A 21,336-nucleotide genomic window follows, 5' to 3' on the forward strand; every position below is an offset into this window, starting at 1 on the left:
GGTTGTGGCAACAATGGCTAGTGAGGTGATCGAACAATGAATGATCAAAACAAACCGAAGCTCAAAGAAGAATCTCCCAAAAATGTAATGGGAGAAACTGCCGTCAAGCCTTCTGCCTGGAGAAAGCTGTTGTCGAAAAAGTGGGCAGCACCAGCAGCGTTTATGGCCGCGGCAGCAATCATCGTAACCTTAATGTGGCTCTACCAGGGGGCGGAGAAGACCGCGACAACTACGACCAACACCGGCCTCGAGGTCAGCCAAGGTACGACGGAACAGCCGGTGGACCAGACGCAAACGGATGACAGCTCAGAGGTCGCATCCACGAATGAAACGATGCAATGGCCGGCCGACCACACAAAGCTTGAAGTAGTAGCACCATTCTATGATGAGAAGGCTACAAGCGAAGAGCGTCAGGCGGCAATGATTCAGACAGGCAACACCTTTACTGCAAACACAGGTATCGATCTTGCTGAAGCGGATAATAAGACTTTCGACGTTTCGGCGGCTCTGAGCGGTAAAGTTATGGTAGCCGAGCAGCATCCGTTAAACGGCAATGTCGTCGAAATCAAGCACGCCGACGGTATTGTGACAGTGTACCAAAGTCTTGGCGACCTGCAGGTAAAAGTCGGCGATGAAGTGAAACAAGGTACAGTTATCGGCAAAGCAGGCAGAAGCGAGCTGGAGAAGGATCTTGGGATCCACCTTCACTTCGAAGTACGCAAAGACGGTAAACCGGTCAATCCGAGTTTACTGCTTGCGACCGAATCGGCGGACGCAGCCAATTAATGAACGAATAACAGCCGTAACATTTCCAAACAGATTGGAATCTCGGCAACAGCTCGAAAAGGCAGGGGAAACCCTGTCTTTTTGCGCATTTTAACGTTATTCATCCAAGGACGCTGCCCCTCCTTATTGAAAATATTTGCATAACTTAGGCTTGTCACGCTTGGCCACAAAGAATATATACCCGTACCCCTCATATAATGTACCAAACTATCTCGAGTAGGGAGGCGGGAGCGTGCACGATTATATTAAAGAACGTACCATAAAAATCGGCCGTTGTATCGTCGAGACGAAGCATACGGTACGTACGATCGCCAAAGAATTTGGCGTCTCCAAAAGCACGGTGCACAAGGATTTGACCGAGCGCTTGCCGGAAATAAATCCCGATTTGGCGGACCAGGTCAAGCACATACTGGAATATCACAAATCGATCCGGCACCTGAGGGGAGGAGAAGCGACGAAAATAAAATACAAGAAAACGAGCGGGCGGAAACGCGAAGTGCTCGCAGCTGCAAAATCGTAAGCGATTTTTTCTACAAAAATAGAGGAATTTCGCTCATTTCAGCGAATACTGTACGATATGAATATCGATCGAACTATTATTCGCTTTGGGGGACTCCAGACTTATGTTTAGCAAGGACATCGGAATCGATCTTGGTACAGCTAATGTGTCCATTCATGTAAAAGGGAGGGGCGTCGTACTGGATGAGCCTTCGGTCGTAGCGATCGAAAGCGAGACGAAGCGTGTGCTGGCCGTCGGCGAAGAGGCGCATCGCATGGTCGGGCGGACACCCGGCAACATCATTGCTATTCGGCCGCTCCGCGACGGCGTTATCGCCGACTTTGAAATTACGGAAATCATGCTGAAGTCGTTTATCGATCGTGTAGGCGGCCGCTCGTGGTACAGCCGCCCGCGCATTCTCATTTGCGCACCGACCAATATCACTTCGGTGGAGCAGAAGGCGATTCGCGAGGCGGCGGAGCGGAGTGGCGCGAGGGACGTATTCTTGGAAGAGGAACCGAAAGCGGCAGCGATCGGCGCCGGGATGGATATTTATCAACCGAGTGGAAATATGGTTGTCGATATCGGCGGTGGAACGACGGATGTAGCCGTGCTTTCAATGGGCGACGTCGTAACCGCCTCTTCCATTAAAGTCGCAGGGGACAAGTTCGACGCCGCTATCATGAAGTACATAAAGAACAAATATAAACTTCTTATCGGGGAACATACAAGCGAAGACATCAAGATGAAGATCGGTACGGTCTATGATAACGGCCACAGGGACGAAATTGATATTCGCGGGCGAGATATGGTTTCCGGCTTGCCGCTGACTGTGACGATTCGGTCGGAAGAAGTGCGTGAAGCGCTTTGGGAGCCCGTATCGTCCATCGTGGCGGCGGCCAAGTCGGTGCTGGAACGTACCCCGCCGGAGCTGTCGGCGGATATTATCGACCGCGGTGTTATTTTGACCGGCGGCGGTGCACTGCTCGGAGGTCTGGACGCATTGCTGGCGGAAGAACTCAAGGTTCCCGTACTCATAGCGGAAGACCCCATGCATTGCGTGGTCAAAGGGACAGGCCTCCTGCTCGATCATCTTGACCGTGTACCGAGAAGAAAATAATTCCGCTTCAGGTTTCGGACATCATGATATAAAGGCTGCTGCTTAGGCGCCTGGGTAGGACGCTTCGGGGGGCGTGCCGAGAGGCGCAAATGAGTCTAAAGTCGCATGGATGTTCTATTCATGACCGGATCCGGTACACCGATAAAAAATGTATAGATGATTGTTTCGGGAGGTTTTCTCCATGTTAAGAGGTCTTTATACGGCAGCTGCCGGTATGATTGCTCAGCAGCACCGCCATGATACGATTACAAATAATATTTCCAATATTAATACGCCGGGCTATAAGCAAAATAACGCGGTGACCCGTTCATTCCCAGAAATGCTGCTTCAGCTTACGGGAGCCGGCAGCGGTCAAGACCGTTTGGTGGGGCGAATCAATACCGGCGTTTTCGCCGAAGAGAGCTTGCAAATTCAACAGCAGGGCGATTTGATGCAAACGAATCAATCGTCCGACTTTGCCATCATGTCCGACATCCAAGTGCCTGGAATTCAATTTGACCAGTCGGGTAAATATGTATCTCCTGACGGAGCTTTGACTTTTCAGCCGCAAGCCTTTTTTACCGTGCAGGATGCGAATGGCGAACAACGTTATACGCGTGACGGCAAATTCACATTGGACGAGCAGAGTTACCTCACGATGGCGGACGGAGCACGGGTGATGGGCACGAATGGAGCCCCGATTAAACTGCCGCCGGGAATCTCGATGGACCAGCTGACCATTACTCCGGAACATCGGCTTGTAAATCCGGCTACGGGCACAGTCGTCGGACAGTTTCTTATTACTCGGGTCGATAATCCAAATGAGCTTGTACGCGAAGGCGACGGTAAATTCCGTTATATCGGCAATGGGAGCGACATACGCCCTCTAAATCCCGGAGATCGAGTTGAAGTTCGTCAAGGATACATCGAGCGTTCGAATGTGGACTCCGCTCAATCCATGGTAGATCTAATGTCGGCCATGCGCGCATATGAAGCTAATCAGAAGGTCATTCAATTCTATGATCGGAGCTTAGATAAAGCGGTGAACGACGTAGGCCGCGTTTAGTCGCTCTATTGTTTGATCGGATTATCGAAGGAGGCAGCAGCATGAACGGCTCAATGATCAATGCTATGGTATCCATGAACGGGTTACAGCAGAAGCTGGATATAATTGCCGATAATATCGCAAATGTAAATACCGTCGGCTACAAACGGAAGCAGGGATCTTTCGAGGACCTGCTTACGACATTGAAGCAGCAGCCTCAAGCCTTCTCCCAACCGGGTCGCCTCACACCGCTTGGCTTCAACCAGGGCTGGGGGAGCCGGCTTACTATGGTGCAGCCGGACTTGTCCCAAGGACCGCTGCAGAAAACGGATCAGCCTTTTGATGTGGCTATACAGGGCAGTGCGTTATTCGAGGTAATGCCTGACGGAAACGGGAGCCGGGCTTATACCCGAAACGGAGCGTTCCAGCTGACGTTTGACCGGAGCGGAGCGGCTATTCTAACGACCAAGGAAGGTTATCCCGTTTCCGGTGTGGATGATAAGCGAATTGTTGTTCCTCCGGAAGCGCACGCCCTTCGAATCGAAAAGGACGGCAGCGTACTCGGCGTTCTCGCTTCCGGCGGTACGGTCGGATTAGGCCGGCTGAAGCTTGTTCAAGCCGTGAAGCCCGCCCTGCTGTCGCCGGTGGCGGATAATTTGTTCGCCCTTGCGGACGGCGTAAATGCGGCAGATGCCACTCGCAGCGTAACGGCTGTCCCGGGCAGCGATATCTCGATTCAGCAAGGTTACCTGGAACAATCCAATGTGAACCTGACAGAAGAAATGACCGAACTGATCAACGTGCAGCGCGCCTATCAATTAAGCGCAAGAGCGTTGTCGTCGAGCGATACGATGCTCGGACTCGCCAACAATCTGCGCGGGTAGGAAATGAGTGATATCGATATGGAAACGAAAAAAGAAACCATTGTCGGATTAGAGGGCGTTACCCAGGCAGAACGCTCGGGCCTATTACGAGCCTCGTCCGCGAGCGGCAAGCCGCCGGAGAGTGAACCTGGTAAACGTAAAGAGCAGAGCGCGAACGGCGAACAGAGGGACAAGGATGAAGCTCGCCCTGCCAAAACTCGGGCGCTGCGTGTTTTATTATGGATGCTGCGCAAGAGTGTTGTTCCTCTTCTGTGCATTGTCGCCGTACTTGGCGGTATGTATATCGGCTATTCGATTATCGGCAAACGGCCGGCCGCGGATGTGTTTCACTGGGCGACATGGAAGCATATGTATGACCTGGTGTTTGCGGATTCGTAAACCATAAATGGCTGATTGCAGGCGCCTGCTCTTACGAGCGGGTTTTTCAGTTTATGGACTGTGACAAATTGGAAGAAGCAGCTGTCGTGGAACCGTTTGAGGGATCCGCGGCATGCTGCTTCTTTTTTTGAACAGTAGTTTTTAATAGCAGCTATTTCCAATTAAATTCGTGTAAGATTGATGAATGGCTGCGGTAACAACCGGACCGGCGCCTTGTCCGGAGTTTTATTTTTCGTGGTGGAGAGGTATAATGATTGAGGAACTTTGAAGAGCGAGTGGGTAACAAGCGGTTACCGGCGATGATTCAGAGTACAAGAGAGAAGAACATACATATAAATCTGAATCAACAGAAAAGGTAAGGGGGCGTGAACGTTGAATCTGCCTAATTTGTTGACGATGCTGCGGTTTGCATTGATTCCCGTTTACGTCTTCATATTCGCATCGGGACAAATGATCGGGGCGTTCTTCATCATCGTAGCAGCCGGTTTGACGGACATTCTGGATGGCTATCTGGCCAGAAAGCACGGTCAGGTTACGACCATTGGAGCGATGCTCGATCCGCTGGCCGATAAGACGATGATGATTACGGTAATCTTATCGCTGCTTATTACGGGACATATTCCCTGGAGCGCGGGCGCGGCTATTTTTATACGGGATTTAGGCATGATAATCGGTTCCGCGTTTTTTCATTTTCGGGGGAAGAAAACAGTTCCGGCCATTTGGATGGGCAAGCTCACTACAGTGCTGTATTACGCGGCCATTATGTTTATTTTTTTCGAACTCCCTTTTGCAAGAACGTATTTGTGGGCCGTTATCGCCTTTTCGTTCGTGACGTCGATCATCTACATTTTCCTGTTTGTCGCTCTAAATAAAGACGAAGGCGACGGCGGTAGTGAAGATAGTAAGCCGGGCGTCGAGAGCTCTTGAGGAAAGTTCAGGAAGGGTTTGAAGGGTGTATGAGAGAATTAAACAAAAGGAGTTTGGCCTCATGACTCTTCTGTCATTCGGCCAAACCCCCTTATCTTAACCTCCACGACTGCAGTTTCATGAAGGATGACATTATTGTGCACAATTCAACGGAAATTATAACCCAATTCGCAAAAGGAGTTTGAAAAATGCTGGATATCAGGCAAATTCAAGAAATCATTCCCCATCGTCCACCGTTTCTGCTTATTGACCGCATCATCGAGGTCGAGGAAGGAAAACGGGCAGTGGGTATAAAAAACGTCACGATGAATGAACCGTATTTCACAGGCCACTTTCCGCAATTCCCGGTAATGCCGGGGGTTCTTATTGTCGAAGCGCTGGCACAGGTCGGTACGGTCGCCATTCTGATGGTCGAAGCCAACCGGGGGAAAATCGGCTTCTTCGCGGGAATAGACAACTTCAGGTTCCGCGGACAAGTAACCCCGGGAGATACTCTTACCCTTGAGGTTGAAATTACCCGGCTTAAAGGCATGATCGGTAAAGGACAAGCAACTGCCAAGGTTGGCGATAAAGTCGTTGCAGAAGGCGAAATCATGTTTGCTCTTCGAGATCCTGAATGAGTACATCCTGTTAGACTATATATAGAAGAAACAAATTTGTGGAGAGAAGGGACAGATTTCAATGGAAAACATGGCTATGAAACGGTATGAAGCTTGGCTCAGCGACCCGATTATCGATGCGGCAACAAAAGATGAGCTTGCCGGTATTGCAGGCAACGCCAAAGAAATCGAGGACCGCTTCTATCGCGAGCTTGAGTTTGGAACGGGCGGTCTGCGCGGCGTTATGGGAGCCGGCACTAACCGGATGAATGCTTACACCGTTGGGAAAGCGACACAGGGTTTGGCGGATTGGGTTATCGGCAAAAGCGGGAAGCCTTCTGTTGTTATCGCTCATGATTCCCGCAACAATTCTCCGGAATTCGCACTTGATGCGGCGCTTGTGCTGGCAGCTAACGGAGTGACGGCTTATCTGTTTCCGGGCCTTCGGCCGACGCCGCAGTTATCCTTTGCAGTCCGCGCGCTTGGAGCGACCAGCGGTATTGTGGTAACGGCCAGCCACAATCCACCCGAATATAACGGTTACAAGGTGTATGGCTCTGACGGCTGTCAGCTCATTCCAGGGGATGCGGAACAGGTAATTCAAGCGATCCAGCAGGTAACCGGCTTTGACCGGATTCGCCGCATGAGTCGTGAGGAAGCGGAAGCGAAAGGGCTTGTGCGCTGGCTTGGCGAGGCGGAAGACCAAGATTATGTCGGTACAGTTGTTTCTCACAGCTTGAACAGCGATCTGCTCAAGGGCGGACTCGGCGAATCGTTTAACGTCGTCTATACGCCGCTGCATGGGGCCGGGAATATGCCGGTTAGGAATGTGCTGGCACAAGCCGGTTTCAGCAGCGTTCATATCGTTCCGGAGCAGGAACAGCCGGACGGCTATTTCAGCACGGTTAAATCGCCGAACCCGGAAGAGCGTGAAGCTTTTACGCTGGCCATTGAGCTTGGACAGAAGGTGGGAGCGGACATCATTATCGGTACCGATCCGGATTGCGACCGTATGGGTGCAGTCGTTCGCAACAATGAAGGTGAATATGTCGTATTGTCCGGAAACCAGTCCGGAGCCATCATGGTCAATTACTTGCTCAGTATGCTCAAGGAACGAGGACAGCTTCCCGCAAACGGCGTAGTAATCAAAACGATCGTTACAAGCGAGATGGGCGCAGATATCGCCCGTTCGTACGGCGCGGGAGTAGTGAACACCTTGACCGGTTTCAAATACATTGGCGAGAAAATGACACAGTACGAGCAAACAGGCGAGCATACATTCTTGTTCGGATATGAAGAGAGCTACGGTTATTTGGCCGGCACCTATGCGCGTGATAAAGATGCGGTGATCGCTTCTTTGCTAATCTGCGAAGCTGCTGCCTATTATAAGAGTAAAGGAAAGACGTTATACGATGTCCTGCTTGAATTGTACCGGCAGTTTGGCACGTATCAGGAGCATCTGGAATCCCGCACGCTTAAAGGGCTTGACGGTGTTCAGCAAATCGCTGCGATCATGCAGGATTGGCGCAGCAACCCGCCAGCGGAGGTAGCTGGCGTCAAGGTAGGCAGAATGCTTGACTATTCGGGGGGGCTCGAAGGTTTGCCGCCGGAGAATGTTCTGAAATTTATGCTTGATGACGGTTCGTGGTTCTGTCTTCGTCCTTCTGGAACGGAGCCTAAGATCAAAGTTTATTTCGCGGTTCGCGGGGAGTCCCAAAGTGAAGCGGCGGCAGCTGTTCAACGTTTAACACAAGCAGTCATGGAGAGAGTTGACAACAAGGCCTAAGGAGTGGAACGCGTGCAACAAACGTGGCAGCAATGGAACCGCAGAGCACATACCTTATTGTGGGTACTGGTGATAATTGGTATTATAGCCGCTTTACCGCTTGGCGTTTCACGCTGGCAGATGGAAAAAACCTCGAAACAGGTTGAATATATTTTCGATTACCGCGATTTAGTGCAAATTGCTTCTTATCAAGCACAGCCTCAAACGTTTCTTAAAGAGCAATTGGCTAAAATGAAAGAAGCGGGAATTACCACTATGGCCGTATATGAAAGCACACTGACGGACCTTAGCTGGGCAGATCGTCTAACGTTGTACAACTCGGCGAAGGTCAGTGAGCTTGAAGGAAAGCCGGTTCCCGGTGATGAGAATTATACCTATGTTCTGTTTGCCGGAAGTGCCGAGGATGCGGCGCTGCGTTCAATGATCGAGAGCACTTTCAAGGAATGGAATATTGCGGTGTCGCCATGGAGCTTCAAGGGTCGTACGGGACTGGAAATCAGGACGCCCCTTGAGAATGCGACGCTAAAGCAGCTTAGTCTCGATCCGATTGCGGTGCAATCGATTCATGATGCGGGATTAAAGATCTTGCCCCGTCTGTCTGACCGCACCCCGTTCAATGAGCAGGCGGTTGATGCGCAGATTGCCTCTTATAAACAATTAGGCGTTAGCCGGATTTTGTTTGATGGAGACGCGGTTAAAGGCTTCAATGACCAAGAGGCGAAGGGAAGCTTGCATAAATTCGCCGATATTCTGAACAAGAACGGAATAGGGATTACCGTAATCGAGAATTCAAAGCCGCAAAAGGGGATGAATACGCTCGCTTATTTGGTTCATTATAATGTAACAAGACTCTATTCGCTTTCGGATTCAGATGCGGCGACAATGAAGCCGGCAGAGATCGTTGACCGTTTGCAGCTTGCTGCGACTGACCGCAGCATCCGTATGTTTTATTTGAACGGTGCTCCGATGAGCAGTCCGGATAAGTCCGCCATAACCGATCCGCTGCAAAATTTATATGACGCAATGCATGGCGACAAGGATGGGAAAGGTGTTGTTTCGCAGCTCGATGCGCTCGGGTTCCCATCCGGGACCGCCGAGGCGTTTCATTACGAATCTCCGTCATGGCATAAGCCGCTCAAAGCGGTGGTCGCACTTGGCGCTGTAGCGTTTATTACGCTTCTGATCGGCGCATTTGTACCGGGAGTCATTATACCGGTGTTTCTGTTGGGTCTGGTCGGAAGTGCGGGGCTGTATGTGCTCTCTAAGTCTGTATTCGAGCAAGGACTGGCGCTTGGAGCCGCAATCAGCGCACCTACACTCGCTATTATATGGGCAATTGGCCGGGTGAGAGCCCATACGGTAGGCGACCGAAGGCCGATAGGCGATCGAAAGCCCATGGGCGATACAACCGGCCCGGGTGCGGATCCTGGGTGGTTCTTTCCGGGTATCAGTGCAGGCCGCCGATTATCAATGGCCATCGCGCTGTTTGCCTCCACGGCGGTTATTTCGTTCGCCGGTATACCTTATGCGTTCGGGCTGCTGAATAACATTACCTACTCTCTGGTGCTGGAACAATTCCGCGGAGTGAGCTTACTGCATCTCGCACCGATTGGACTTGCGGCTGTTTATGTGTTTCTGTATACCGGGGATTCGGTGATCGGGAATTTGCGTAAGCTGCTGAACATGCAAATTACTGTTTTATGGATCATTGTCGCGGCTATTATAGGCGCGGTCGGATTATATTACTTATCGCGAACGGGGAATCAGGGACAAGCATCCTCGATCGAACTGCTGTTCCGCAATACGCTTCAGAATACATTCGGCGTGCGTCCGCGGACGAAAGAGTTTCTGCTTGCGCACCCGCTGTTCCTCTTCGGACTATTCCTTTCGCTTCGTTACCGCGCAGCGTGGGTATTGTTTATAGTAGGAGCGATAGGGCAGCTTTCAATGGTGGATACGTTTGCGCATATTCATACGCCTCTGCACATTTCGATCATTCGTGTGCTGCTGGGCCTTGGGCTGGGGGCGATAATCGGTTTGATTATAATAGCGGTGTGGCAGGCTGCGGAAGGAGTATGGAGACGATGGGTACCGCGCTTCGCGAAGGGGAAACAAAGCTACAAGTCCGGCGCGTAGTTATTTCCGGCTATTACGGCTACCATAACAGCGGTGATGAAGCGGTGCTCAAATCGATCTTGTTTGCTCTTGAAGAAGAAGGCGCCAGGCAGGGGGTGCTGATTGAACCGGTGGTCCTGTCGGGGGATCCTGCCTGGACAACGGAAATGTACGGTGTTCAGGCGGTACACCGTATGCGTCCCGGCGATGTAATTCGAGCAATCCGCGGCAGTGATGGGCTTATAAGCGGCGGCGGCAGCCTCCTGCAGGATGCAACGGGGGCGAAGTCGATCCCTTATTATACCGGCGTAATGTGGCTCGCTCAGCTGCTGCGCAAACCGGTGTTCGTGTACGCGCAGGGCATTGGGCCGGTGAATCGACGGTGGATGGACCCGCTTATTCGCGGCGTCATGAACCGCAGTGCGTATGTCAGCGTGCGAGACGCAGAATCCGCCGCATTGCTTGGGCGGATGGGCGTGCCCCAGGACCGGATCAACGTTGTGCCTGATCCGGTTATGGGGCTGCCGCTGCCGCAGGCGCAGCCGCTTGCGCGCGCCGGCGAAGCAGCGACCGGCCAAGGGGCCGCGGCTGCGCCGGCGGCCCCGGGCCTGGCGGCCGAGCCCGCTGCGGCGGAGCGCCTGCCGCTGCTCGGCGTGTCCTTGCGCGCATGGCGCAAGGACGGCGCTGACCTGGCGCGCGCGGCCGCCGCGCTTGGCGCGCTGGCCCGCAGCCGGGCGGTGCGGCTGCGGTTCCTGCCGTTCCACACCCCATCAGACGCTGAAGCGTCAAGATGGGTGATGGAACGGCTCGGCGATCTCGGCGGCCGGAGCACAGCCGAGATCGCCGAGCCCGGCGACGACCCCCAGCAAATGCTGCTGGAGGTCAGCCGGTGCGACGCTCTCTTCGGCATGCGGCTGCATGCGCTCATCTACGCGGCGAGCCAATCGGTACCGATGCTCGGATTGTCCTACGATCCGAAGATCGACCAATTCTTGAAGCGTCTTGGACTGACGCCGGTAGGAACAACCGAAACGCTGAACCCGGAGGCTTTTGCCGCAGCCGCGTCCGTACTGCTTGATAACCCTGAAGGCTGGCGGGACGAGCATAGGGACGCTATCGCACAATTAAAGCAAGAATCTCGCAGACCGGCGAAACAAATCGCTGTGCTTCTGCGTCAATCCTAGTAGAGGTGGCATCAAGAATGAGCCAGTCCGCAGTTGGAAGCGTGCCGACGGTCTCCTTATACGGCATTCATTTTTCCAAACTTAATATGGAGGATACGATTGGTTTGTTGACGGATCGCATCCAGCAACGGAAGCCGACGCAGGTTATAACCGGCAATCCGATTATGGTGATGGCGGCTCTTGAGGATACGGGTTTTCACCGGGTTATGACCGGAGCGGATCTTGTGGTCCCCGACGGGACCGGTGTCGTCTGGGCGGCTTCATACATAGGAGAGCCCGTCTCAGAGCGCGTACCCGGCTTCGATCTTATGCACAAGCTGCTGGATTTGGGCCAGTCCCGCGGTTGGCGCGTCTTTCTGCTCGGTTCGACGCAGGAAGTAATCCGTACAACCGCCGATCGTCTTAAGGAGCGGTATCCGGGTATCACCATTGCCGGCTATCGCAACGGGTTTTTTGGTCCGGATGACGACGCGGAGGTGATCCGGGAAATTCGGGAAAGCGCACCCGATTTATTGTTTGTCGCAAGGGCCGTGGACACACAGGAGCCTTGGATCGGCAAATACAAATCAGAGCTCGGCGTACCGGTTATGATGGGAGTCGGAGGAAGCTTCGACATTATCGCAGGAGTCTTGAAACGGGCGCCTAGACTGTTTCAGCGGCTGCGTTTGGAATGGCTTTACCGGCTTTTGCAGCAGCCTTCAAGGTATCGCAGAATGCTTGCGCTGCCGAAATTCGTGCTGAAAGTGATGCGCGATAAAGAAAAGCTAGGGAAACAGCGCCCAACTGCCTGAAAACTTCGTGAATTTCGTGAAAAATGCTTGAAAATGAGAGTGGAGTTTCTTTTTCAATCGGCGTATAATTCATTCCGGTGATAGTAGAAGAAACGGCTGCGTGACGCACGAAGCGTTCATTTGAGGGAATCCCGCGAATGAGTGCGCTGTTGAAGCTTACGGCAGGGCATGTTTCTTCCCTCAAAATATAAGCAATGTTTATGCGGGAACGCAGGCTTGCTTGTATTTTCTATGAAAGGGAGATGAAGATGGCTCAAGGCATTCTATACGGTATCGGATTTATAATTTCACTTTGTTTGGCGCTTGTCCTTACACCATTCGTCATTAAATTGGCGTACAAGATCGGGGCGATCGACAAGCCTAACCATCGCAAAGTTCATACAAGAATAATGCCGCGCCTTGGCGGATTAGGTATTTATGGAGCGTTTGTAGGCGCGTATTTTGCTCTCAAACCATTTATCCCTGATGGACTTCTTCGTCAATACGATACGAATTTAATTAACGCGCTGCTTGCCGGCGGCTCGATTATAGTTATTATAGGCGCGCTAGACGACCGGTTTGAACTGTCCGCCAAAGTAAAGCTGCTGGGCCAAATTGCCGCAGCGTGCGTTGTCGTGCTCGGTTTTGGCGTCAGAATCGATCTGATCAACATTCCGTTCGGCCAATCGATGCAGCCGATTGAATCTTGGGTAAGCATTCCACTCACCATTCTCTGGATTGTCGGCGTAACGAATGCGATCAACCTGATCGACGGCCTGGACGGGCTGGCGGCTGGCGTCTCCGGCATTGCAATCGGTACAATACTGGTTATGTCGGCGGTCATGGGCTTCGCATCTGTAATCCTGCTTTGCACGCTTCTGCTGGGCGGGGTAATCGGGTTTCTCGTATACAACTTTCACCCTGCCAAGATCTTCATGGGCGACACGGGTTCGCTTTTCCTCGGCTTCGCTCTTGCGACGCTGTCCATGCTTGGCTTCAAGCAGGTTGCGATCGTCTCGTTTGTGACGCCGCTGCTTATTATCGGTGTGCCGCTGTCCGATACATTCTTCGCGATCGTACGCCGCTGGGTGAACAAGAAACCGATTTTCGCACCGGACAAAGGCCATTTGCATCATTGTTTGCGCGAGCTCGGCTTCAGCCATCGCCGCACGGTGCTTATCATCTATGGAATCGCAGCATTCTTCGGCATGTGTGCGATTCTTCAATCCACGATCGTCCAATCGGACGCGGGGAACTGGATCACCTTCGTCGTAATCCTGATCCTCGTATTTGTCCTTCAAATCGGTGCCGAGCTGATTGGGATCGTAGACAAATCGAGACGTCCTGTAATCAATTTCATTCAAAGGCTGCTCCTGCGTACCGAGCAATCCCGCTCCAATAACAATTGATCTCTTATCACGAGTTATCTATATGGAAAAATAAAACTCCGCTTCCAGTGTGAAGCGGAGTTTTTGTGCTGAAGCGGCTATCTTTTTCTCCTCCAAGCCTAAACTTTTCCCGGTTCGCGGCCGATAACATGAGTACAACTATAATGATAATGGTACTCAAACGGAGGAGGCTTACCGTGATTAAGAAATTAGGTATGTGGTTCATCTTACTGGCCTTAGTCATCCAACTACTGCCTACAAGCGGCATCAAAACGGTTAATGCGGCAACAGGCAATTTTACATTCCCATCGGAAAGCGATGACCAAGGAGCGCCTCGTATTACAACAGATGAACGGGTAACACTTACAGGGACGATTAACAACGTCGACCCGTCTTCGATCTCTTATAGCACTTACCAAATCGTTGATGTAGGCGACACCACAACGACAGCTGACGATGAGACCGGGAGTCAGCGGGAGAATTTAACTAGCAATATTACTATAACCGGCTCTTCTATTGAGGTATTTAATATACAGTTATTCCCAGGTCTTAATAAAATCACCTTTCAAGGGACCAAGAGCGGGGGACAAGTTTCGAATTCTATCTATATCGAATACCGCAATGGTCCAATGCTTTACGATTTGACAGCGAATCTTAACGGTAACAGCTTTCCGATCGTCGAGACCGGAACGACGGTCGTACAGTCAAGTGCTTCTAATGGACGTTCTACCGCGGATATCAGCATTCTCGGTAAAGCGCCTAACGCGTCGAGCGTTACGATAGTTGTTAACGGAAACAGTAAAACGTATTCGGTGAACAGCGCAGACAATAATTCATTTATAGCATCGCCGATTAACATTAAAAAAGGCAAAAATTTAGTAATCATCAAAGTATCCAACGGTACCCAAGTCATCGAAACGTCGCGTGACATTGCATTTTACAATGGTAGTGTTACCTTCTACGACGTGAATGCCAATGAAAAAGCCGGTTTAAATAATACGGTTGAGTCCGCGGCGCTCGAGTATAGTCCCAATTTCTCGGTAGATCCGACGAACAATACCGTCAACGTGACCGGTAAAGTCATCGTCCCGAATAGTTATTATATGGATGGTGGGTCTAACAAGCCGCATCCGGATCCTGCTCAGGCGCTCACTACGCTGAAGGCCGTGCTTAAAGAAGCTTCGGGCAGTATGACATACAATCTTTCTATTACAAGCGCAAGTACCGCTGATGGATCGTATACTCCAACGGATTCATACTTTGTTTATTCGTTTACAGTTGCGATGCCGTCCATAGCTGGCATGTCAGGAACAGGCTGTACGACTTCAGACAGCCAACTTTGCGCTGATACGTTATATAATCTGCAGTTGACGGGCAAAAATGAAGTGAATGACCATCTAGGTTTAACTCCGGTTGAAGAAGGCACGAATGGTCTATACTTCTCCTTGCGTGATGCGAGCCTCCCGTATGTAGCGGCTATCAACTATTTGCCTGGATATAAGTCCACCTCTTACGAGGGGATTACAGGTACCGATCTTAACGGCGCCACTTTGTACGGATTGCCGATCGGCATCGAGGTGCTTGTCGGGAATCCTGCTGCGAGCAATAACATAACCGTAACGAGTATTAGTGACCCATTCGGAAAAACCGTTACGCCTGCCAGCACTTACTACACCGAAAAGAAATTATTAAATTCAACGGTTACAAGGACTGTTAATGGAACGGCGCAGACGTTTTACCGGGTTGTACTTGAGTTTCCCAAACTGCCTTTTGAAGGGAAGCAAACGATAAATCTAAAGGTCAATTCATCGAAAGATGCGAGCGCAACTTTCACGGTTGTATATGGGGTATTCGTTAATTTTGATAAAGCGTTCGATGGTATGTCGATAAATGACGATACCACATTAGATCCAAACGTAAGAGCCCAGTCTATTATCGGTACAAGCTCATCAACAGGGAAACTCGGGCTGTTCGCGGGTGAATTTTTCAACGTCAGCAACTCCGCCGACATCCGCTATAAGGCGGATAACAGCTTGGAGAGAACAGTTTTTTTCTACATCAACAATGTTCCAATTCCTATAGTGCCTCAAAATTCATCGAATCCGAATGACCCAAATTTCATTCTGGATACTAGTGCCGGCTCAACAACACAAATAGAAGCCGCCCTAGGCGCTATGTTCAGTGGTAAAAATGAAATCAAAATCGTGTTCCAGACTGCAAAAACCTACTATGAGAAAAAAATCATTATCACATTGATTCCGACTAACCTGCCGGTCATTCCGAGGGATGCCTCGGGAGTTTATCCGTTCACGTATAATGAACAAGACAGCGATCCGAAACCAATCGCTAACGACCCGAATTTTACGAAAAATGGATCGCTATATACCACAACCCAGTCGTTTATGAACATCTATGGTACATTTGATTTTATCGATCTGGGGACAGATCCGAACACGGTTGAGACCAAATTGACGGCTCTTTCCAATAGCTCGAAAGATGAAGATTACATTCTGAAAATCAGTGCCACTACTTTGAGTACCGATATCAGTTGGAATTTATCCCAACCGCTGCAAATTTATAAAGGAAGTACCTTTATTAAGAACGTAGGTACCCCAAGCGGCAATCTCGTCGTCCGCTACGATGTGGACTCAGAAACGTTTTCCTTCCTGCTTAAAAGACAGGAATTGAATGCGGACGGAAGTTCCAGCGTTTATGTCTTTAGTGTGTACAACAGCGGAGAATTTGGACCTAAAGCCACTTATCGGCTTGAAGTCGATCCGACGGCGCTTCCATATAAAATTCTGCGTCCTTATCTGCCTGCGGAAGGGACGGTGAACAAGAACTTCGTAGAAGTCATTATTAATGCAAAAGGTGCGAAGAAGGTCACTATCAATAAACAGGCAGCTGAGAAGTTCTCTTACGATTACAACAATGACGGTGTTATTACGGATGGCATCGATTATCCAAGCGCTTTTCGAACTACAATTAGTGGATTGAAAGCAGGTTCGAACAAAATTTCGTTCACAATCGAGAACGATAATGACAAAGTGAGTAATTCTTTTAATATCGTGTATGTTCCAACCAACATACCAGGTGCCGAATTTATGGAGACGATGAAGAACTCCCATAAAATCTTTGAAGGAGCACTAAACTTAACGTTCCCAAAAGGGACATCACTCATTAGAACCGATTATAATAATGCCTCTAACCTTAAAGATCAGGTTTACACTGGGAACAAGCTTCTCTTTGCGATTGCCAATCCGAATGACGGTATTGTAGATCGCAGGGAATATGAGATTATTCCGGCAAATTTCGATTTGGTTATGCAAAGCTTCGGGGCGCGTTTCAGAGCTTCCTATCCAACGCGTTTCACGAAAGCTAGCCCGGTTTTTTGGATTGATGCGGGCTTGGCTGATGATTTAAGTACACCCGGCTATGATCCGCTGTCGACAGGGGTCGACCCTTACCAATATCCCGGAGCGACTGGAGAAAATGGAACCAAAATTCCAACTTATGATGACCGTCCTTCTGAACGCGAACTGGTGGCTTCCAAACGAGGAACTCTGGCGATGGCATTCGATCCTAACGTACGCAGTAGCGCAGGGACAATAATCACTGTATTCCGTTACGATCAGACAAATAAAACATGGGTCAATCTAGGTGGAGTCGTTGACACCAAGAAAAACACCATTTCAGTGCCTTTTGACAAATTCGGTTATTATGTTGTCGGAAAACTAGTTTATTCATTCTCGGATGTCACGGGACATCCATATGCACGCAATTACATGGAAGCTGCTTTTTCAAAAGGAGTTATGAACGCAGCCAACTTTGATGATTTCGGAGCAGATATGTACACATCGCGTGGGGAATTTACACGCATGATTGTCAAATCGCTAGATATTCCATTAAAATACAACCTAATGAATGGGCATTTCGACGATGTACAACCAGTGATAAACCCGGACGGTCTATGGGATTACAGTTATATCGAGACAGCAGCGAACGAGGGAATTGTAAGAGGGACGGGACCACGAACCTTTTCTCCAAGTCTGAATTTAAGTCGCCAAGATGCGTCAGTATTTCTGGCTAGAGCTCTTAACTTAAAACTTGAGACGGATTCTAAGAAAATAGATGCCGGCCTGCAGAAGCTTTTCAAGGATTACAGCGATATCGATTATTATGCAAAGGCATCCGTTTTGGCGATTGCGAAGAAAGGATACATTCAAGGCTCCCCTCTAGATGCATCTGACGCGAAAAAGGGTTTTATATTCGAACCGACGTCAAATCTGCTACGCTCTGATGCAGCAATCTTAATGGGCAAAGTGCTCGCCGATCTCAAACGTTTTCCGAAGTTGAACTAATGCATGAAATTCGGAACTGTCCGGGAATTCCCGGACAGTCTTCAACTTGTTCGCAACTTTGTAACGACTTTCAAGTGTTCTCTTAATATGGGAAATGTTTCAGATCGACGAGATCGGGGTAGACGAGCTATACTTAACATCGTGGTAGACAAGCTTCCTTCTGCACACGGCTTACATAGAGGTTTCGCGTATAAGGACATGTCGAAAATAATTTTTCAAAGTTTTTGCATCGACTTCGCAACTTTTTCAAACCTGCTGCGTTTAATTACATGAACATTGAATGACAGACGGGTCTAGCATTTGAGGATAGTTGGAACTTATTCTCAAATTCCTCTTTACGGTAGAATTAGCCCATTGTATAATGTTAAAGTGGCAGAGAGACTCTACCAAATTTTTCTTATGTTCATCAGTTTACAAGTTTCTGCGACATGTTCCTACAAGGAACGCATCATGATTGCAGACATAATTCATACGAAATGTGCTCTACTCTGGAAAGGGGGTGAATCGGCAGATGAGGGAAACGAGCGAACAATATTTCAAACAAAACTCTCAACAACCGAAGCATTTTAGAGGAGGAGAAAAAAAGGTTATGAAAAAAAGTTTAGCTGTAATAGTAGCCGGTGCAATGGCGTTCTCCATGTTCGCATCCGCAGCGTTTGCTGCTGACGCAAAGGAAATGTCAGCACTTGACAAATTCAACGCACTGAAAGAAGCTGGAATTTTCAGCGGCTATCCAGGAGGCGGCGCAGGTCTCGAGAACGAAATGACTCGCGCAGAATTTGCAAAAGTACTTACGAAACTCGAAGGTCTTACTGAGAATGGCGATGCAGCAAAAGCATACAGCGACGTATCGGCTACTCACTGGGCAAGAGGTTTCATCGGCGCAGTAACCGAAGACGGCATCATGAATGGTCTCGGCGGCGGCAAATTCGGTCCTTCCGGTAAAGTAACGATCGAACAAATCGCTAAAGTCGCAGACGAAGTTGCTGGAATCGAGAAATCCGATGCAGCAGTTTCCGGTAAAGTATCCGCTTGGGCTAAAGGCTATGTAGCCGCAGCTATCGAAGCTGGTCTTATCGCTGAAATGCCTTCCTACCAAGTTAACGCAACTCGCGAAATGCTTGTTAACGTTGCTTACGACTTGGCACAAGGCGGCGACCAAGTGGTTACCGTTAAATCCGTGAAAGTAGTCGATGAGAAAAACATCGAAGTAACTTTCTCTGACAACGAAGTTGTTAAGAAGACGCTTGACACGGCGCTTGTTGCAGGTCAAACGACAAAAGTTTCCGTTGATTACAAAGGCAAAACTTACCAAGTTGATGTGAAACTTGATGTTCTTAAAGCAACTGACGCTAAACAAACAGGCGCTAAGAAAATCACAGTTAACTTCAACCAACCGGTTCTTGCTTCCGACAAAACGGCTCTTACTTATGAACTGAAATACGGCCTTACGCCATATCCTGTAACGGCTGAATATGCTACAGACGGTAAATCCGCTGTTCTCACGGCTGCTTACCTGCCAACTGGCGATTACACGCTGACTGTTAAAGGTAGCGATGCAATCAGCTTGAAAGTTGAAGCAGAAAAAGCAACGAAAATCGATGTAACGGTTCCTGCCCTGACTTATGCGAATAACGTAGATCTGGGTGTAAAAACTTACAACCAATTCAGCGAAGAGATGACGGCTAGCCCGACAATCTCCGTATACAACGTTACGAAAAGCAAATCGATCGGCGTAAGCGGCGGTAAAGTTAACCTGCTTACCGATGCATCGATCGGCGACAGCATCAATGTAACGGCGGTTTATCCTTCCGCTGGTCTGTCTGTAAATAAAACGCTTAAAGTAATCAACGGCAGCGCGGCTACTTCGATCAAAATCGATCCAGTAAAACCGCTCACAGGTAAGGATCGCATCTCTGTAGGTCAAACAGGTTTTGTTCTTCCTGTGACGCTCGTTGATGCAAACGGTCAAACAATCAAGCTTCCTACATTTGCAACAAAAACTTTGGCGACAAATCAAAACAGCTTTGACCTTGCTGGTCTGATCTTCTACGTAAGCGATCCTGCGATCGTCAACGATATCGCAGTGGATTCTAACGGCGTTATTACCTTTAATACAGAAGCTAAAGCAGGCACAGCTTACATCACAATTACAAACGGAGCTACTGGTGCATATGCTACCACCTCTGTAGTTGTTAACGGCTTGGCACAAGTGAAAGATTTCCAACTTAGCCACCCTGGCAAAACAATCGTACAAGGCGAAGACATCGTGTTCCCATTCACTGCTGTTGACACTTATGGTGCAGCAGTTGCAGGTAAAGACCTTGATCTGAGCAAAGTGACATTCTATGGACCTTCAGGCCTTACTTACAAAGTAAATGCAAAAGGCGAATTGGTATTTAACTTCGCTCAAACAGGTGCATATACTATCTACACGTTGGTGAATAATATTCAACAACCAAGCACAGTTCAAGTAAACGTAATGGATCCAGCTTACTTCACTGCAGTAAACGGCATTAAAGACGTTGCTACTACGTACGAAGTTGGTGCATCCAATGCTTTCGATGCAGACAACATCACTGTTGTTGACAACTACGGCCGCGTATCGAACGTAACTGCAAGCACTTATACCGTAGTCAGTGACGACCCAAGCATCGTTTCTTATGCTGGCGGCAAACTGGTTGCTAATAAGGCAGGTTCCACAACGATCACTGTAAACAGCAGCGCTAACGCTAACATTACGGCTTACAAATTCACCGTTAACGTTGTAGCTTCGAGCGACATCAAAACGTATGCTATCGATACTGTTGGAACTCTGTATGGTAAATCCACACTGACTGACAGCAGCGCATACGCTAAACAAGTTACGCTCATTGGTAAAACGGCAAGCGGCACTTCGGTTGCTCTTGTCAACAATGTTGCACCTTTCGTAACAAGCTCGGATGAAACTGTTCTTGCAGTAAGCAACAGCAAAACAGCGACTGTCTACGGACTGAAAGCTGGTAAATCGACTCTGGCTGCTTACAATGCTAGCGGTACTAAGCTTGCTGAGCAAGAAGTAACGGTTTCCGAAGATGCTCCAGTTGCAAAAACTGCTGCATTCTCAGCTGACGAGTACTCGGTTAAAGTAGGACAACAGGTTACTGTTGCCGTAACTGTGAAAGACCAATACGGCGTTGTCATTACTCCTGCTAACCAACTTTCTTCCGCTGATACTTCGGTAGCTACGGCTACTGGTTTCACGATCACTGGCGTGAAAGTAGGAAGCACTACGCTGACTTACGTTTCGTCCAACGGAACGACTGACACAGCTACGATCGTAGTTAACCCGTAATATCTCTCTAAACATGAAACAGGCGAGGTTATCCTCGCCTGTTTTTTATTTTGACTTTGCCTGGTCAGTTGTTCATACTCTTATCACTTTCATGAAGTATACTGGAGCTGGTTAAAACTTTGTAAATAACGAAACAAAGTTTAAGTGTGAAGCGTCTATTAATGTATACAGAATCAGGAGG

General features: G+C 49.4%; 15 protein-coding genes. All 15 read left to right on the forward strand.

Annotated elements, in window-relative coordinates:
- Positions 1-36: 36 nt before the first annotated feature.
- Positions 37-786: a M23 family metallopeptidase gene (locus tag KZ483_RS03380; protein ID WP_220351366.1), complete on the forward strand. Its 750-nt coding sequence runs from the start codon at positions 37-39 to the stop codon at positions 784-786.
- Positions 787-1,018: 232 nt separating this feature from the next.
- Positions 1,019-1,306, forward strand: a complete 288-nt coding sequence (gene spoIIID / locus KZ483_RS03385; protein WP_188997743.1) for a sporulation transcriptional regulator SpoIIID — start codon at positions 1,019-1,021, stop codon at positions 1,304-1,306.
- A gap of 103 nt (positions 1,307-1,409) precedes the next feature.
- Positions 1,410-2,405 (forward strand): rod shape-determining protein MreB, encoded by a 996-nt coding sequence (gene mreB, locus KZ483_RS03390; RefSeq protein ID WP_220351367.1) that lies wholly within the window; start codon positions 1,410-1,412, stop codon positions 2,403-2,405.
- A gap of 181 nt (positions 2,406-2,586) precedes the next feature.
- Entirely contained in the window at positions 2,587-3,450 is an 864-nt protein-coding gene (locus KZ483_RS03395) for a flagellar hook-basal body protein (RefSeq protein ID WP_220351368.1), read from the forward strand.
- A 41-nt stretch (positions 3,451-3,491) separates the two neighbouring features.
- A complete protein-coding gene (locus KZ483_RS03400) occupies positions 3,492-4,313 on the forward strand; it encodes a flagellar hook-basal body protein (protein WP_220351369.1) in 822 nt (273 codons plus the stop codon).
- 18 nt (positions 4,314-4,331) lie between these two features.
- Complete coding sequence (locus KZ483_RS03405; RefSeq protein WP_220351370.1) at positions 4,332-4,691, forward strand: DNA-directed RNA polymerase subunit beta; 360 nt, start codon at positions 4,332-4,334, stop codon at positions 4,689-4,691.
- A 372-nt stretch (positions 4,692-5,063) separates the two neighbouring features.
- Complete coding sequence (locus KZ483_RS03410; RefSeq protein ID WP_220351371.1) at positions 5,064-5,618, forward strand: CDP-alcohol phosphatidyltransferase family protein; 555 nt, start codon at positions 5,064-5,066, stop codon at positions 5,616-5,618.
- Between the two features lie 188 nt (positions 5,619-5,806).
- Positions 5,807-6,238, forward strand: a complete 432-nt coding sequence (gene fabZ / locus KZ483_RS03415; RefSeq protein WP_220351372.1) for a 3-hydroxyacyl-ACP dehydratase FabZ — start codon at positions 5,807-5,809, stop codon at positions 6,236-6,238.
- A 61-nt stretch (positions 6,239-6,299) separates the two neighbouring features.
- Positions 6,300-8,003, forward strand: a complete 1,704-nt coding sequence (locus KZ483_RS03420; RefSeq protein WP_309568638.1) for a phospho-sugar mutase — start codon at positions 6,300-6,302, stop codon at positions 8,001-8,003.
- Between the two features lie 12 nt (positions 8,004-8,015).
- Positions 8,016-10,139 carry a DUF5693 family protein gene (locus KZ483_RS03425; RefSeq protein ID WP_220351373.1) on the forward strand — a complete coding sequence of 708 codons (2,124 nt, stop codon included), beginning with the start codon at positions 8,016-8,018 and terminating at the stop codon, positions 10,137-10,139.
- On the forward strand, positions 10,079-11,302 hold the full coding sequence (csaB, locus tag KZ483_RS03430; RefSeq protein WP_397376147.1) for a polysaccharide pyruvyl transferase CsaB: 1,224 nt from the start codon (positions 10,079-10,081) through the stop codon (positions 11,300-11,302). The genes KZ483_RS03425 and csaB overlap by 61 nt, the downstream gene beginning before the upstream one ends.
- A 17-nt stretch (positions 11,303-11,319) precedes the next feature.
- A complete protein-coding gene (locus KZ483_RS03435) occupies positions 11,320-12,093 on the forward strand; it encodes a WecB/TagA/CpsF family glycosyltransferase (protein WP_220351374.1) in 774 nt (257 codons plus the stop codon).
- 248 nt (positions 12,094-12,341) lie between these two features.
- A complete protein-coding gene (locus KZ483_RS03440) occupies positions 12,342-13,481 on the forward strand; it encodes a glycosyltransferase family 4 protein (RefSeq protein ID WP_220353241.1) in 1,140 nt (379 codons plus the stop codon).
- A 176-nt stretch (positions 13,482-13,657) separates the two neighbouring features.
- Positions 13,658-17,821 (forward strand): S-layer homology domain-containing protein, encoded by a 4,164-nt coding sequence (locus KZ483_RS03445; RefSeq protein ID WP_220351375.1) that lies wholly within the window; start codon positions 13,658-13,660, stop codon positions 17,819-17,821.
- Positions 17,822-18,332: 511 nt separating this feature from the next.
- Positions 18,333-21,155, forward strand: coding sequence for an S-layer homology domain-containing protein (locus tag KZ483_RS03450; protein WP_220351376.1), 2,823 nt, complete (start codon positions 18,333-18,335; stop codon positions 21,153-21,155).
- Positions 21,156-21,336: the final 181 nt, after the last annotated feature.

The sequence above is a fragment of the Paenibacillus sp. sptzw28 genome (genome assembly GCF_019550795.1).
In the GTDB taxonomy this organism is placed as follows: domain Bacteria; phylum Bacillota; class Bacilli; order Paenibacillales; family Paenibacillaceae; genus Paenibacillus_Z.